The organism is Solibacillus isronensis (genome assembly GCF_900168685.1).
Lineage (GTDB): Bacteria > Bacillota > Bacilli > Bacillales_A > Planococcaceae > Solibacillus > Solibacillus isronensis_A.
This window is the reverse complement of the sequence record NZ_FVZN01000014.1, coordinates 1,345,727-1,361,591: the sequence shown is the minus strand read 5'-3', so window position 1 is coordinate 1,361,591 and position 15,865 is coordinate 1,345,727. Positions and strand designations below refer to the sequence as shown.

The 15,865-nt window shown below is 37.4% G+C and carries 14 protein-coding genes and 1 pseudogene; 4 read left to right on the top strand and 11 right to left on the bottom strand.

Going from position 1 to position 15,865, the window contains the following annotated elements; genetic code table 11:
* Positions 1-145 precede the first annotated feature (145 nt).
* The 4 genes from B5473_RS15295 to B5473_RS15280 form a co-directional block, all read right to left on the bottom strand.
* Positions 146-685, bottom strand: coding sequence for an NADPH-dependent FMN reductase (locus tag B5473_RS15295; protein WP_079526666.1), 540 nt, complete (start codon positions 683-685; stop codon positions 146-148).
* A gap of 189 nt (positions 686-874) precedes the next feature.
* Positions 875-1,186, bottom strand: coding sequence for an ArsR/SmtB family transcription factor (locus B5473_RS15290; protein WP_079528762.1), 312 nt, complete (start codon positions 1,184-1,186; stop codon positions 875-877).
* A gap of 42 nt (positions 1,187-1,228) precedes the next feature.
* Positions 1,229-2,182, bottom strand: a complete 954-nt coding sequence (locus B5473_RS15285; protein WP_079526664.1) for a cation diffusion facilitator family transporter — start codon at positions 2,180-2,182, stop codon at positions 1,229-1,231.
* Between the two features lie 181 nt (positions 2,183-2,363).
* Positions 2,364-2,900: a TetR/AcrR family transcriptional regulator gene (locus tag B5473_RS15280; RefSeq protein ID WP_079526662.1), complete on the bottom strand. Its 537-nt coding sequence runs from the start codon at positions 2,898-2,900 to the stop codon at positions 2,364-2,366.
* A 168-nt stretch (positions 2,901-3,068) separates the two neighbouring features.
* Here B5473_RS15280 and B5473_RS15275 point away from each other — a divergent pair, with 168 nt between their 5' ends.
* On the top strand, positions 3,069-4,469 hold the full coding sequence (locus B5473_RS15275; RefSeq protein ID WP_079526659.1) for a DHA2 family efflux MFS transporter permease subunit: 1,401 nt from the start codon (positions 3,069-3,071) through the stop codon (positions 4,467-4,469).
* A gap of 48 nt (positions 4,470-4,517) precedes the next feature.
* On the opposite strand, the gene B5473_RS15270 is transcribed toward B5473_RS15275, so the two are convergent.
* Together B5473_RS15270 and B5473_RS15265 are read right to left on the bottom strand one after the other, a co-directional pair.
* The gene (locus B5473_RS15270; RefSeq protein WP_079526657.1) at positions 4,518-5,696 is read right to left on the bottom strand and encodes a M14 family zinc carboxypeptidase; all 1,179 of its coding nucleotides are present in this window, start codon (positions 5,694-5,696) and stop codon (positions 4,518-4,520) included.
* A gap of 100 nt (positions 5,697-5,796) precedes the next feature.
* Positions 5,797-8,883 carry an efflux RND transporter permease subunit gene (locus tag B5473_RS15265; RefSeq protein WP_079526655.1) on the bottom strand — a complete coding sequence of 1,029 codons (3,087 nt, stop codon included), beginning with the start codon at positions 8,881-8,883 and terminating at the stop codon, positions 5,797-5,799.
* 93 nt (positions 8,884-8,976) lie between these two features.
* On the opposite strand from B5473_RS15265, the gene B5473_RS15260 reads away from it, so the two are divergent.
* Complete coding sequence (locus tag B5473_RS15260) at positions 8,977-9,798, top strand: TetR/AcrR family transcriptional regulator (protein ID WP_079526653.1); 822 nt, start codon at positions 8,977-8,979, stop codon at positions 9,796-9,798.
* 37 nt (positions 9,799-9,835) lie between these two features.
* On the opposite strand, the gene B5473_RS15255 is transcribed toward B5473_RS15260, so the two are convergent.
* The gene (locus B5473_RS15255) at positions 9,836-10,576 is read right to left on the bottom strand and encodes an alpha/beta fold hydrolase (RefSeq protein ID WP_079526651.1); all 741 of its coding nucleotides are present in this window, start codon (positions 10,574-10,576) and stop codon (positions 9,836-9,838) included.
* Positions 10,577-11,067: 491 nt separating this feature from the next.
* Between B5473_RS15255 and B5473_RS15250 the strand changes: the two genes are divergently transcribed.
* Entirely contained in the window at positions 11,068-12,258 is a 1,191-nt protein-coding gene (locus tag B5473_RS15250) for an oxalate decarboxylase family bicupin (protein WP_254865346.1), read from the top strand.
* 108 nt (positions 12,259-12,366) lie between these two features.
* Here B5473_RS15250 and B5473_RS21160 read toward each other — a convergent pair.
* Positions 12,367-12,485: pseudogene (locus B5473_RS21160) on the bottom strand (AraC family transcriptional regulator); the annotation flags it as partial.
* A gap of 339 nt (positions 12,486-12,824) precedes the next feature.
* Positions 12,825-13,697 (bottom strand): DMT family transporter, encoded by an 873-nt coding sequence (locus B5473_RS15240; protein WP_079526649.1) that lies wholly within the window; start codon positions 13,695-13,697, stop codon positions 12,825-12,827.
* 432 nt (positions 13,698-14,129) lie between these two features.
* On the opposite strand from B5473_RS15240, the gene B5473_RS15235 reads away from it, so the two are divergent.
* The gene (locus tag B5473_RS15235) at positions 14,130-14,510 is read left to right on the top strand and encodes a nucleotide excision repair endonuclease (protein WP_079526647.1); all 381 of its coding nucleotides are present in this window, start codon (positions 14,130-14,132) and stop codon (positions 14,508-14,510) included.
* Positions 14,511-14,552: 42 nt separating this feature from the next.
* Here the strand turns inward: B5473_RS15235 and B5473_RS15230 are convergent, their stop codons facing one another.
* Positions 14,553-15,146, bottom strand: coding sequence for a transcriptional regulator (locus B5473_RS15230; protein WP_079526645.1), 594 nt, complete (start codon positions 15,144-15,146; stop codon positions 14,553-14,555).
* A gap of 139 nt (positions 15,147-15,285) precedes the next feature.
* Positions 15,286-15,858 carry a 5' nucleotidase, NT5C type gene (locus B5473_RS15225; RefSeq protein WP_079526643.1) on the bottom strand — a complete coding sequence of 191 codons (573 nt, stop codon included), beginning with the start codon at positions 15,856-15,858 and terminating at the stop codon, positions 15,286-15,288.
* Positions 15,859-15,865: the final 7 nt, after the last annotated feature.

Here is a 15,865-nt window from a genome sequence, read left to right as displayed (position 1 = left end):
TCTGCAACATTAATCTATTGACAAATGGCTGTTTTTCACATTCAACGATTTGTCTTACGGTCGAAGTTCCTGTTTTGCGGCAACATTTTCACATAAACTCAATTCATAAAAAAACACCTCTTCTTAAAAAGAGGTGCAGAAAATATTAGAACTGTTTCATCCATTCCAGGAAATTTGCAATGACGCCATCTAAAAATGCGATTGTTGCTTCGTCTGTCAGTTGTCCTTGCGCATCAATTTTTTCATGAACGACCCCAATATAAACTTCATTACCTGGTAAAACCGGAGAATTTAGACCGATTGCAAATAAAATATCGCGTAAATGCATTTGAGCTTTGACAGAACCTAACATCCCCATTGATGAACCCATAATCATAGATGGTTTGCCGTTCATTACTTTATCCACTCGGCTTAGCCAGTCGATCGCATTTCCTAAAACACCGGGTATTGTAGAGTTGTATTCAGGTGTTATCCAAAGCACTGCATCTGCTTCTTTTACTTTTGCCTTAAAGTTACGTACAGCTTCGGGAGCTTCTATTTCGATATCCTGGTTGTACATTGGTAGAGGTGCTAAATCCAGAATTTCCAAATCAAATTTATCAGCATAACGACCCTGAATATATTTTGCGATTTTTAGATTGTATGATTCTTTTCGGATACTTCCTACAATTGCTACAACTTTCATATAGAAAAAAACCTCCATTATTATAGATTTAATCGATAGTCTTGCTTCGGCATTAACCTTAAATGGGCAATGATTTTAGTTTGTGATTTCCGTTTATAGATATACCCAACATCCTAAAGTGACGAAACCAATAAAAAACACGTAAAAGTTTATCAAAAAACTTTTACGTGTTGCTGGTTATTTTATTACTTAATGATGGGCGTGATCAATTGCCTGGTGAAGCAAGTTGATAACATGGTCATCTGCACTTGTATAGTACAGTGTCGTCCCTTCACGCCTGAACTTTACTAAACGCAAGTTCTTTAAAAAACGCAATTGGTGGGAAACCGCCGACTGGTTTAAATCGAGCTTTTCCGCAATGTCATTTACCGAATGTTCTTCACAGCATAGCATGTTTAAAATACGGATTCGTGTCGGATCGCTTAACGCTTTGAACGTTTGCGAAACGACAAACAATGTTTCTTCATCCAATTCATGTTGGGTTCTTTTTTCCATTGTCATACGATTAAACACTCTTTTCTCCTATACGCCAGGCATAATTGATTAATGATGATGGTGATGATGCTGATGGCTTACATCTTGCTTTGCTGTACAATAAACCGAACGATCATGCAGATGCGTATTTGTTTCTACTTGAATCGTTACATGATGAATATTCTGATGAAGCAAATCATGTTCAACTTTATCTAAAAGTTGCTCGCTTTCTTTAATCGTCAAGTCGTCGTTTACAACAACGTGGCAAGACAAGGCATTTAATCCGCTCGTAATTGTCCAGATGTGCAAGTCATGAAGCGCTGTTATTTCATCATACTTTTCAATCGTTTGAATGATTTCATCGACAGTTACATCCTGAGGTGTACCTTCCATTAAAATATGCAATGAAGCTTTCGTTAAATGATATCCGCTTCGAAGCACAAGTGCAGCTACAAAGACGCTCGCCAATGGATCCGCCCACCCCCAATCAAAGAACAGGATAAGTAAAGCGGCAACAATGGCACCGATTGAACCGATCATATCGCTGATTACGTGCAAGTACGCGCCTCTCATATTTAAGTTTTCTTTCGTATCCGCACCGCGCATCATAATCCATGCGACTAAAATATTTACCACCAATCCGATACTGCTGATGATGAGCATTCCGGTTGAAGCAACTTCAGGAGGATTCATAAAACGTCCAATTGCTTCGTAAAAAATAAACAGGGCGATGATAATTAATGTCAGACCATTCAGTGTGGCCGCTAATATTTCAATACGTTTATAGCCGAATGTTTTACTGGCGTTTGCTACTTTTTGCGCAAATATAATAGCCATTAATGCAATTCCAAGTGAAACGGCGTCACTTAACATATGTCCTGCGTCAGACAGCAGCGCAAGACTGTTCGTCAGCACCCCACCGATCGCTTCGACAATCATAAAACCGGTAATAATTAAAAAGGATACAAAAAGCACTTTCTTGTTCGTACTATGTGAATGATGGTGATGATGGTGCTCTCCCATTTAAAACGCCCCCATTTATCTTTTATATATGAACATATACTCATATATTAACTTATTATGATTTATGATAATTGTCAATTACATATGCCCATATATGGTGAACCTCTCACAGAAATGTCATTTTAACGGAACAGGTTATACCGAAAATCAGCAATTAGTTTAGTTGCAAGGAGCAGCTAAACTATTTTCTGTACATGAGATGAATCTGATCTGCAATATATGCCGCAGTTAAATGCCCGCCTTCTTTTAACCACCAAGAAATCACGCCAACAATGGAAGCTGCTTTTATATGGCTGTCGACAAGAGAATTCGATGTAACACGGTCACTGTTCAGCCTTCTTGTATCAATTAATTGCTTCATTAATTGAAATAGCACTTTTTCAAATTGTTCAAACTGGAAAAGTAATCGTAAAGCATGTTTTTGTGAGGCCAAATAATTGAGCAGCTCAACTAAATGTTCTTTTTCATTTAATAAATGGATATGGTTTAAATCCGTTATTTTTTCTGTTACTTCATTGAAAATTTCCTTTGTTAAATCATCCAGCAAATGATTAATATCTTCATAATGCAAATAAAATGTTGTCCGATTTAACGTAGCTTGCTTTGTTACTTTTTGTACAGATAACTGGTTGAGCATTACCCCTCCATTCAATAGTTCAAATACCGCTCTCTTCAACATTTCTTTCGTACGGATTGTACGGGGATCCATTTTCTTCATTTTTATCATTCCTGTCTATTAAATGCTAGTATATCTACAGATTTTGGGTATTTGTCGATTAGTCAACAGTTCGTGTTTTATTGTTTATAGTCAAATGCTTGTTTTACTTGTTATGATACTTTTTAGACAGATTGTCTATAAAGTAATCGTAGCGTAAGGAGCTTTAAAATGCAAAATGATTTATCAGAACAAACAAGAAAAATATTGCTGATCGTCATGATCGCTGGCTGTTTCTTCTCCACATTAAATCAGACGTTACTCAATGTCGCTTTAAGTGACTTAATGAACACCTTTTCAGTATCACCTACAACAATCCAATGGCTGGCAACCGGATTTATGCTCGTAAACGGAATTTTGGTTCCAATTACTGCTTTTTTAATGAAGCGCTTTTCAACACGCCAACTATTTATTAGTGCGATGCTCTTTTTATTGGCCGGTTCTGTTGTTGCAGCTTGTGCAGTGAACTTTGGCATGCTTTTAACAGGTCGAATGATCCAGGCTGTAGGAGCAGGTATTATTTTGCCATTAATGATGACCGTCATTGTCTACTTGTTCCCTGAAGAAAGAAGGGGCGCAATTATGGGGAAAGTAGGTTTTGCCATCATATTTGCACCTGCAATTGCCCCGACGCTGGCAGGTTTTATTATTGATTATTTATCATGGCGCTGGCTGTTTATCAGTTTAATTCCTTTCATCGTTATTATTATTGGCTTAGCGTATAAGTACTTGATGAATGTAAATGAAGGCGCGAAATCAAAAATCGACTTGATTAGCTTACTTTACTCAACGTTCGGCTTTGGTTTCTTATTGTTCGGCTTTAGTAGTGCGGGAAGTCGTGGATGGGATGATGCGGTTATTTTATCAACGATCAGTGCCGGATTGATCATTATCTTTCTGTTTTGCCAACGTCAACTGTCTTCACAGGATCCTTTACTGAATTTATCGGTATTCCGTTATCAAATGTATTCCATGACGACAATTGTCAATGTCGCAATAACGATCATTATGTATGCAGATCTGATTTTACTGCCGATGTATTTACAGGATGGACGTGGATTTTCTGCGTTGGATGCAGGGCTGATCTTGCTTCCAGGGGCGATTATTAATGCTCTATTATCACCAGTTACAGGAAAACTTTTCGATAAATACGGTGCGAAACCACTATTTATATTTGGATTACTGTTAATCGCGATTTCGATGTGGCTTGTTATTGACCTATCTTCTACCACTTCATATGTATATATTTTAGTACGTACTATTGTTTTACGGATCGGGTTAGCATTCATTACAATGCCTTTAAATACAGCTGCGCTTAATGCCATTCCGAGAGAACTGGCATCCCATGGGTCTGCTGTGAATAATACAATCCGTCAACTCGCAGGGGCAATCGGAACAGCAGTTATCGTAACAGTGTATTCACTACAGTTAACAGACTCTTCGGTACTGGCAAATGAAAGTTATGCAAATGCGGCAAGCTCAACATATTTCTATATGTTCATATTAGCGATCATTGCCTTTATCATCGTACTTTTCGTTCCAAAGCATAAACAAAAAAACCCAATTCAATAAGCAAATTAAAAACTGGTGAACCTCCGCAATTGGGGTTCACCAGTTTTTTTACCAATTTCGCGCTTCATTGGCTACATACAGTCCGACTGTTTTATTTTGCTTCCAAACATTATTCCAACGTTTCAACGGAACTGATGCTTCCCCTGCAAATGGTGCGATTTCGACCGTCATCGCAGGGCGGTCTTTTACTTTTGTAAAGTAATCTTCAGATGCCGCAATCGGTTCATTTTTTTTGGTTACAGGCATCAACTTATAACCGGTAATGTTCGATACCCCTTTTACCAACTTTTTCGTTCGGCTGAATTTTGTTTTCGTTTGGCTCCAATAAATAATCTGTCCGGAAGAATGATATGAAACATACGCTAAATGATTACCGCGATCGATCAGTCGTTTGATTGCGAGCGCTTCCGGTTCTGTATTTGGCGCTTTTCCTTTATATTCTTTGAATGAAGGCTTTGTCTTTTTAATTAAATGCCAGTTTACATTAAATTGACGATTCAAATCGACACCGTTAATGTTTGCTTTCCAGCGATTAAAATTGGTGCTGTTGTTGTTCATCGCTTTTAGTTTTATCATCGATGTTTTTACTTTGCCGCCTTGTGAAAGTGTTACTCCATCCGGATTCACCATTGGCACAAATACGATGCTCACTTCACTTAATAGTTTCTTTACATCGTATTTTTCAATTTTCGTTCCGTTTACATATGCCTTAACATACGTATCGATCATTTCCATCAACACATTTGCCGTCATATGTTCCCGTCCGTGGAAAGACGCATCCAGTAATATTTCCTTGTCACCTGTTCCAACTTTTAATGAATATAATGGTCGTCCCTCAACCGATTTTCCGATTTCCTGCAATTTCGTCAGTGACGGATACATTGCTGAAACAAGCTTTAGCTTTGCTGCCACTTCGTCATAGGGAATTGTTTTCGCACCATCAACTAATTGGATATAATGAACGTCGGTTAAAGAAATGTAAGCTGATTTGGAAGAATATTTGATTACTCCGGACTTCCCTTTTATCGCTTGCAGTAATAGTTTGTCTCCTTTTGCAACAGTTTTTATGAACTTGCCCTGTTCATCTTTCAGTTCCGTATTCTTCTTCGCAACTACTTGCACAGGATATTTGCCAAGCCCGATTGTGTCTGAAGCGGCTTCGGCAGAAATCATATTAAAGCTGAAAATCGCTGCAACTACTAGACTTAACAATATTAACCTTTTCATCTCATGCCTCCTTTTATGTATAGCAAAACTTTTCATCTATACCCATTACTTTACATTAAAAAACAACCTGTAAGAAATGACTTCTTACAGGCTGTGTGTATTAATTATCTTTTACATCTTTACGATTTTTCTTCAGCATTTTTGATAATACTTCATACACAATCGGTACGATGATTAATGTTAATAATGTTGATGATAATAAACCACCAATTACTGTTACAGCAAGGTCTTGAGAAATCAGACCGCCGCCAGCTCCACCGAATGCCATTGGTAACATTGCACCAATTGTTGCAATCGCCGTCATTAAGATCGGACGTAAACGAGTTGCACCGGCTTCAAGTATCGCTTCACGCATGTTCATACCTTCATGCTCCATACGGATAATACGGTCAACAAGTACGATTGCGTTTGTGACTACAATACCGATTAACATCAGTAATCCCATCATAACTGAAACGGAAATTGTAAGACCTGTTGCGAATAATCCAATCCATGAACCGATAACAGTAAATGGTAATGAGAATAAAATCGCAAATGGTGCTAAACCTTCACCGAATGTTACTACTAAGATGAAGTAAACAATCGCAATAGCTGCAATCATTGCAACACCTAGTTGAGTAAATGTTTCAGTCATATCTGCCGCAACACCACCTACACCAGTTGTAACGCCTTTCGGTAAATCTAAATCAGCAATTTTTTCATCTGCTGCAGATGTTGCTTTTGAAATATCTTTATCTGTAATCGTTGCAGATACTGTCGCAAAGTATTCACCTTTTTGACGAGATAATGAATTTAAAGTTGTGCCTTCTTCAAGTTCAACAATGTCACCAATTGTCATTGTCTGACCAGTTGCCGTTTGAATCGGTGTTTCTAATAATTCATCAATATCTGCTGCTGCAGATTTTGCTTCACGTTGAACAACTACATTAATATCAGCGCCGTCACTTTCGACAGTTGTCAGCACTTCTTTAGCTGAATTTGTTTGTAAAGCCATTAAAATTTGAGCAGTAGTCAGACCGTATTGTAATACATTTTCCTGATCTACTTTAATTACATTTTCTACATATGGTGCAGAAGCATTAGACTCAATTTCATCAAGTCCTTTAACATCAACTAGAACATCTTCCACTTGAGCAACAGCTTCGTTTAGCTTATCTAAATCTTCACTGTATAGTGTGTAGCTCACTTCATTTGATGACATACCCATCGCGAAGTTCTGAGTTTTCCACTCGCCTGATTGACCAATGTTAAAGATATAGTCTTCTACTTCTTTTTTAGCTTTCGGGAAATCTTCCATATCCGGATCGAAAATCGCATAGATTAAACCACCGCCTGCACCGCCGCCAGTCATCATTGCAGCAGCATCAGTAGAAGGTTCAGTGTTCACCGATAATTGTAAAATATCGATGTCTTTACGCTTCATTAATTCTTTCTCTACTTCTTCAATGTTTTCAAGTGTTTCATCCATCAATTCGCCAGTACCTGGTGTGTATGTTAAATACATCACTTTCTCTTCTTGAGAGCCCATGAAACTAAAGCCGATTAATGGTGTTAACGCTAGTGAACCGACTAATAGAACAACCGCAATAATTGATGAAATCCATTTATGGTTTAATGATTTCTCCAAGAAATTACGGTATGCTACTGCAAGCTTACCAACTTCTTTATGCTGACTTTCAGATTTTTCACCGTAAATTTTCTTACGGAATAATGTGTGTGAAAGTGCTGGTACGATTGTAATCGCTACGATTAATGATGCGATTAATGCAAATGACATTGTTAATGCGAATGGTACGAATAATTCTCCTACCATACCGCCTACAAATACAAGTGGTGCGAACACCGCAATTGTTACTAATGTTGAAGACATGATCGGCTTGAACATTTCAATTGTTGCTTCCCGAATTAACGCACGGCCTTGTAATTTCTCTTCTCTCAAGTGCATACGACGATAAATATTTTCTACTACTACAATCGAGTCATCAATTACCCGTCCGATCGCAACAGTAATCGCTCCAAGCGTCATAATATTCAATGTAATATCCAACCAATGCAATGCCATTAATGCCATGAATACTGACACTGGAATGGAGATGATTGAGATGATTGTTGATTTAAAGTCACGTAGGAATAATAGGATAATCAATACTGCGATTAAACCACCAAACACCGCTTTTTCAACCATGGTAAAGACAGAATCTTCAATTGGTTTCCCTTGGTCTAAAGAAATATCGATTTTAAGACCAGAAATGGCTTCCTGCTCTTCTTCAATTAAATCTTTTACTGCATTTGCTACAGTAACCGTATTGGCATCCTGACCTTTTACAATTTGAATTGCAATCGCATCTTTACCATTCGTACGAGATACGGATTGCACTTTACCTACTTTTTCGATTTCAGCAATATCCCCTAGTTTCACAAAAGGTACCGGGTTTGTTTCAGAAGGTGTAACAGGAATCAGCATTTCCTTTAACTGTTCTTCTGTTTTGAACTTGCCGTCAACTGCAACAGCTTGCTCGCCATCTTCAAACTCGTATAATCCTAACGAGACTGCAAGGTCACTTGCCTGGATCATTTGCTTAACAGACTCTTCCGTCAAACCAAGTTGTGCCATCTTTTCTTCATCATATGTGAAGGCTACTTCTTCTAAATGTTGACCTGTAACTGTCGCAGATGCAACACCGTCAATTTTGTTTAGTTTTGGTAGAATCGTTTTCTCTACTGTTGATGTCAGTTCAACAATATCTTCTTCCGAACTACTTACTGATAATGCAATAACAGGCATCATGTTCATACTGATTGCCATAATTGAAGGCTCTTGTGCACCTTCTGGAAGCTCAATATTATCTAAAGCAGCTTGTAATTGACGTTTCTTTTCATCCATATCCACGCCATACTCATATTCCACCTGAACTTGTGAAACATTTGATGAAGATGTAGAATATACAGCCTTTACATCTTCTAAACTTTCAACTGCTTTTTCATAAGGAATTGAAAGATCATCCATTACTTGCTCTGGTGTTGCACCAGGATAAACACCCATAACGATTAAGAATGGGATCGAAATATCTGGAATCGACTCCATTTTCATACGTGTGGATGAATAAATACCGGAAAACACGATTATGATTGTTAGTAACCATACGGCAAGCTTATTTTTTAATACGAAATTAACTAAGCCTTTCACGGTTCCACCTTACCTTTCTTGACTATATGTAACCACCATTCTATAATAATGACTAGTCGGTCACGTGTCAATTGAAAGGAGCTTTAAATTATTATGACAAGAAAACAATTGATCATTGATTCTGCACTTCATTTATTTGCTGAAAAAGGGATCGAAGCTACGTCAGTACAGCAAATTACCGACCATTGCGGCATTTCCAAAGGTGCATTTTATTTATCCTTCAAATCGAAAGATGAGCTCGTTTTTTCTATAATTGAACATTTTATGAACAATATAATACGGGAAGTTGACCAAGCAGTCAGTGAAGGACAAACCCCTTCAGAAAAGCTCCATATCTACTTTGTTCAGACAATGAAAGTGTTATCACAATATGCGGGGTTTGCGGATATTTTGATGAAGGAAAATGTTTCTGCCATCAATAAAGCATTAATTGAACGAATTCATTATTATGTAGAGCTTTCCAATAAAAATTTGGAGAAGCTGTTATTCGAAGTATTTGGCGACCAAATCGAAGGAAGACAATATGATTTAGTCGTTATTATAAACGGGATGGTTCAATCGTATATGCAGTATCTTTTCGATTCATGCCAGCCATTCGATTCGGGGGAATTTGCGGATTCACTCGTTGAAAAGACGACTTTATTAGCAACGAAAAGCAAAATCGCTCTGCTGCAACACCCTTCGCAGTTTTACAAACGGATCGAAAATTATTCGAGTGAACATTTAATGGAAGATCTGTTGTCACTTCAACAACAGACAACGAACAATTTAGAACTCGATTCCATACAGTTATTAATAGAAGAACTGAAAAGTGAAAATCCAAGAAATGCGATCATTATTGGACTTGTCGCCAATTTAGAGAAAAACGAATGCTTTAATTGGATTACATTATATTTGAAAAAGCAGTACAGTTAAAACGAGAGGGACCCAATAAATATGGATCCCTCTCGTTTTAGTTTTCGCTGTTTAAGAATCGGATGATTTCTCTTGCTACTGTTTGAGCATCTTCCACCATACCGAGATGCCCTGTATTTGTTTTTACTTTTTCCACATTCGGGTTCGATGTCGTAATCGGTGTAACCGCTTTGTCCTGTTCTCCTTCAATTACAAGAATTGGGATTGGTAACGTATCGACAAGATCACGTTGGTTTGGACGTGACTTCATTGCACCAAGTGCCGCAACGAGCCCTTCTTCCTTTGCTTCATAGGCAACTTCTTTTGCAAACAGGACATCTTCCGTTTTTGCATCAGGCGCAAGGAAATTATGAATAATTCCGTCGACGAACGATCCAGTTCCATGTTCCTGAATCTCTTCTTGTTGCTTCGTCCTCTTATCGATTGCTTCCGGTGTGTCCGATGAGTCGGATGAATACAGCAAGACAGCCTTTTCGATTTTAGAATATTGTTTCTCGATTGCAGCTAATGTAATATAGCCACCCATCGAATGCCCGATCCAATAGGCCTTTTCAACTTTTTCAGCTACTAATACATCGATAATATCCTCGGCATAGCGATAAACTGTATATTCCCCTTCAGGCATTTCACTTTTACCGTGCCCTGGCAAATCGATTGCGATTACGTCGAATTGTTTTGTTAATGGTTCCATAATTTTTTCAAATATTGCTGTACTCCCTAAAAATCCATGTACTAATACGACAACTTCTCCTGAACCATTTCGAGTATAATTTAACATCTAATCAGTCCTCCCCTTGTTTCATCTCTTATCCTTTTCCGTATTTCTTTAATAATAAACAAAAACAGCCATTTGAGGTTGGCGTAGAAGATACGATTATTGTTGATTTTGAAATCAACTAAAATTTTTTGCCCTCCATACTTTAGTACATAAACGCGTTGAAGCGTTTGTTCGCTAAAGTAATTCGTAAAATAAAGAGTGTCCATCAATGCAGGTTGTACATATAAACGAAATGATTGATAAGAGTCGCTTTAACGCCTTCCATCTTTCCCTTTTGCCATCCTGTGTTTGCGGGACTTAGGCTAGGAGGCGGCGGAACCGCTATTCTATTTGTTCAGAAAATCAAAAATACCTAGTTGCCTGCAATAACTATCTAACTCTTTCACAACCATAACTAAAATGAAATAATTCATTAACAGGATACTGTTCTATTTCCTTTTATTTCATCGTACAATTTCCATGATGCATATTCTTTTATAGGAGGTAAACATTTGTCTGAACCATTTGAATTCAAGGTATCTGCAGACAAAATTCCACAACCGATTCGTGAAGACGGAGAAGGTGCTACTGATCCTGGGCCACGTGATATTTTACGCGCATTAGAAAACCCAAATATGCTTGTACCGCCGGAAACGGATGCGGGAACAGTCCCAAATCTACGCTTTTCTTTTTCCGATACACATATGACCTTAAAATACGGTGGCTGGTCGAGACAAATATCAATGCGTGAACTTCCTGTTGCTACGACGATTGCTGGCGTTAATATGCGTTTAACTCCCGGCGGCGTAAGAGAGCTACATTGGCATAAGGAAATAGAATTTTGTTTTATGACTGTTGGTAGTGCAAGAATTACAGCGGTCGATCAAAACGGAAAAAACTTTATTGCCGATGTAGGAGTTGGTGATTTATGGTACTTCCCTCCTGGTATTCCTCATTCCATTCAAGGACTTGAAGAGGGCTGTGAATTTTTATTAATGTTTGATAATGGTATGTTTTCAGATTTAGACACGTTCACAATTTCCGACTGGTTTGCACATACTCCTAAAGATGTACTATCATCTAATTTTGGTGTACCAGAAAGCGCTTTTCGAAACATTCCTAAGCAGGAAAAATACATTTATCAAGGAGAGGTTCCAGGTCCTATTGAGGAAGTGGCAATTCCAGATCCATTCGGTACAAGAAATTTTACACATAGTTTACTTGGTCAGGAGCCCATTCTTTCACCAGGAGGATCAGTGCGTATTGCAGATTCAACAAATTTCCCAGTGGCACAGGAAATTTCAGTAGCGCTCGTTGAAATTCTTCCAGGGGCAATGAGGGAATTACACTGGCATCCAAATAATGATGAATTTCAATATTTCTTATCTGGTCAAGGTCGTATGACAGCATACGCTGCTAACGGGGTTGCACGAACTTTCGATGTGAGGTCAGGAGATGTAGGCTATATCCCTTTTTGCTATGGACATTATATTCAAAACACAGGCAATGAAACCCTTTGGTATATAGAAGTATTTAAAAGTCCTAACTATGCGGATATTTCATTAACACAATGGATGGCGCTAGTTCCTAAACAAATCGTTAGTAGCAATTTAAATGTAGGACCTGAATTAATGGACTCGTTACGTAAAGAGAAATGGGCTGTTGTGAAATTCCCTGGGTATACTTATCAAGATTTTGAGTAGTTACTACAAATACGGTTTAGAAATATTCTCGTATCTCTAAACCGACAAACACTTTCCGCGAACTCCTATAGGAGATGTCGCTTTTTTATCCTCCATATTAATAAATATTTATTTAGGAACTACAGGCACCCAAAGATCATTTCTAGGTTTGTGCATTGGTGATAATAACACTCGATACAAGATACTTTAGCTAGTTCATATTCAGAATTCGGCAGCCACTGTGTATAATTGCGACCTAGCATTCTTATTACTCGGAAAAAGAGCCGTTAGTAAAAGTACATTTATAAAAAAAATCTCACCTTAACATTAACATAAATATCCAATTTTATTTAAAGATTTATTCCATTAAATGGCCTTATAAGGAAAAACGCAATCTTCTTATTTAAAAATCGCGCCAAATTGTTAAAAAATACATCCATTATCTCAATAAAGATTTAATGGATGTATTTTTATATACAGATAAAAGTTTGATTATATTATCAAACTTAAATTTTCTAAACATAAGGTCTAGTTTGTTTTAGTATACTATTCACACTATATTAGTGTTAGCTTAAAATGGCTGTTTGTTAAACATAGGATTTCTTTCGTCTAAAGGTCGGTTTGACTTCTGCAAACAATATCGCAAAGAAGATAAGGACACATCCAACAAGCATTCGCCCTGTCAGAAGTTCGTTTAAAATCAGCACAGAGAACATCGTACCGAACAATGATTCGGTCGATAATATAATGGCAGATTTCGTCGGGTTTGCATATTGCATTCCGATATTTTGGCATACATACGCAACAGCAGTACAAAATATCGCCAAGTAAACGATGATTCCCAAACCTTCTGAAGTATACGTCGTCGGTACTTCCCCGAGTATGATGACACTTACTACACTTAGGACAGTTGCTGTATAAAACTGAACAATCGTCAGCGCTAAAGCATCTTCCGTTTTTACAAAAACATTAGTGTAAAAAATATCGAAAGCGAATCCGACTGCACAAAGAATCGATAAGAAGTCGCCGATATTGATCGTCAACGAATCCTGTAATGATAAAAAGCCGATTCCGACAACGGCCACACCAGCTGCGATAAACTCGAACCGGTCAATTCTTCTTTTATAGATGACATAAGCGATAATTGGAACAATAATGACATTAATCGCTGTCAGGAATGCATTTTTAGAAGCAGTTGTATATTCCAAACCCATTGTCTGTAAGGCAAACGCGATAAATAAGATTGCACCAAGAACTGCACCTTTCCATACTACTGACTTTGAAATAAGTTTTAATTTTTTATAGAAAATGAAACTTAAAATAATAGAAGCCAATAAAAATCTTCCGGCCATCAATTGAAATACAGTCCAATGTTCAAGCCCTTTTGCCATTCCTACAAAACCGCTTCCCCACATAACAGCGGTGATGAGCATGAGCAGCTCACCTTTAAATTTTTGCATACGATTCCTTCTCTCTTTCGAAACTTCTGTTTAAAATTAATATGTATAATTGTTTATTGATGAACAAACTATTATTACCATAAGCAATCTTCCATGAAAAAGAAAGCGAAAATTCAAAATCTATCCAAACGATCAAATAAGTTAGAATTTTTTGCTTGACCTAGGATTGTTAAAAATGGTTTTTTATTAGCTTAAGGGTAGTTAAATTTTAGTTTAATGTTACTTTTGTTCGGAGAGGTGATAAATAAAAAAATTATATAGTGTCGGATAATATGAATTCTTGTGTAGTGAGTATTGCCTTTGATTTTGAAAATAATAGTAAAATTCCCGCTTATTTTTTTATTCTCCAATGCTTGGACTACTATATCAATAGCAATTTGCCGTAATATCGTGTAAAATAAACTTTTAGAATAATTTAGGGACGTGAACAGTTTGATTAAAATTGAAATGCCAAAACCAGATTTAGTAATTCGTCAACGCGAACAAGTGTTAAAACCAGGTGATGTGGAAATTACTCCATACTTCGGATTTATTGATTTCCATAAAATTACGCGTGATAAAGGCGGAATCTTCTTCTTCTACAATGAAAAGAACGAGCTTTTATTCGTAGGGAAAGCACGTAAAATCCGTCAGCGTATTAAAAAGCACTTTGAAGACAATGTATCTCCAATGAAAAACCACCGTGCTGAAATCCACAAAATTGAAGTATATGAAATTGAAGATCCAATGGAACGTGAAATTTACGAAACATATGCGATCAATCAATTCCAGTCAAAATACAATATCGATAAAGTATTTTTCGAACGCGCATAAACAGATGAACACCTTGCCTATACCGGCAAGGTGTTCTTTTTATTACTCTGCTTTAAAATCAAGCATTTCGTTGATTTTCGATAAATCTTCCATAATGCCTTTTTTCTGGTTGGCAATACCGTCATACCATTTATTTAAAATGTCCTGCATGCCCTTTTCGATTTCTTTTCCTTCCGATACGAGCTGTACCATCACGTCGATAACTTTTGTACGTTCTTCATAAAACTTGACGCGCGCCGGAAAATCTTTGCCGATGTTTTGCTTGAAAATATAGCCGAGTTTAATAATTCCGTTATTCATCAGCTGCTCCGAGTAAAGTGTTGAGCCGACAACTGCTAGACGCTCTTTAAAATCCGGATCTTCTTTAATATAATTTTGCATCAAAAGGGCTACCTCATCAGCAAATGATTTAAGTTTGTTGCGCTGGCCATCCATCAGATCTTTTGATTCCTCAAAAATATTAATCATCAGCTCTGTATGTTCAAGCATATTTTTCACTTTATTTAACGGTTCTTCACTAGCTCCGTTTAGACGAACTTGAATTGTACGATATACATACTGGCGTTGTAAGTAAGCCGACAGTAATATAATCCCATTGTAATGAACGCTTGCTTCGTAATGTTGTTGTGTTATCATAGTAAAATCCTCCAACCGGTATGTCTATACACTGTTAACAATACCACATATTCATTCCCTTGAAAGGAAAAAATTCAAACTATTTTCACTTTTTATATAAAAAAACTCCCGGAAAAGCTCCGGGAATTTCCTCTATCGATTACACCAAGGCATAACCGATCAGTTTATTAAATTCATTCCAACTTGTCAGACGAGTATAATCTACCGCCTGATTGTACGACTGATTTTTTACAATAACTTTTGTTGTACTTCCCGCCAATGTATTTAAAACAGCCGGCTTATCATCTACATAAACGTCTAGTTCCAGACTTTTAATGATATCGATTTTCTCATGGTCTGCCATCCCGCAGTAAAAACGCTCCTCAACCACCGGGAATCCTTGTGCTTTTACCCATGCACGGGTCTGTTCACAATACCCTTTCGGACGAGACGTTATATAATAAATTTCATGTCCTTCATCTGCCAAAGCATTTAAAACTTCCTTAGCCCCTTCAAAGCTTGGACAGTCCGTGAAATAGATTTCTTCCATCGTATCTTTCCACATCTGGCTGCCTTCTTCGTTTGTTAATCCAAATGGTGCGTGAATTTCAACAGTCGGGATTGTATCGAAAATATCTTCGCCAATCGTCTTGTTCAATTTCTTATTATATAAATGAAATGCATGTCGACGTAAATCGATTAACGTATCATCAATATCAAAACCAAATTTCATTTATCTC

Excerpts from the sequence above, each read along its gene's own strand:
- B5473_RS15295 (WP_079526666.1), bottom strand. The coding sequence starts at position 685 with ATGAAAGTTGTAGCAATTGTAGGAAGTATCCGAAAAGAATCATACAAT.
- B5473_RS15290 (WP_079528762.1), bottom strand. The coding sequence starts at position 1,186 with ATGACAATGGAAAAAAGAACCCAACATGAATTGGATGAAGAAACATTG.
- B5473_RS15285 (WP_079526664.1), bottom strand. The coding sequence starts at position 2,182 with ATGGGAGAGCACCATCATCACCATCATTCACATAGTACGAACAAGAAA.
- B5473_RS15280 (WP_079526662.1), bottom strand. The coding sequence starts at position 2,900 with ATGAAGAAAATGGATCCCCGTACAATCCGTACGAAAGAAATGTTGAAG.
- B5473_RS15275 (WP_079526659.1), top strand. The coding sequence starts at position 3,069 with ATGCAAAATGATTTATCAGAACAAACAAGAAAAATATTGCTGATCGTC.
- B5473_RS15270 (WP_079526657.1), bottom strand. The coding sequence starts at position 5,696 with ATGAAAAGGTTAATATTGTTAAGTCTAGTAGTTGCAGCGATTTTCAGC.
- B5473_RS15260 (WP_079526653.1), top strand. The coding sequence starts at position 8,977 with ATGACAAGAAAACAATTGATCATTGATTCTGCACTTCATTTATTTGCT.
- B5473_RS15255 (WP_079526651.1), bottom strand. The coding sequence starts at position 10,576 with ATGTTAAATTATACTCGAAATGGTTCAGGAGAAGTTGTCGTATTAGTA.
- B5473_RS15240 (WP_079526649.1), bottom strand. The coding sequence starts at position 13,697 with ATGCAAAAATTTAAAGGTGAGCTGCTCATGCTCATCACCGCTGTTATG.
- B5473_RS15230 (WP_079526645.1), bottom strand. The coding sequence starts at position 15,146 with ATGATAACACAACAACATTACGAAGCAAGCGTTCATTACAATGGGATT.
- B5473_RS15225 (WP_079526643.1), bottom strand. The coding sequence starts at position 15,858 with ATGAAATTTGGTTTTGATATTGATGATACGTTAATCGATTTACGTCGA.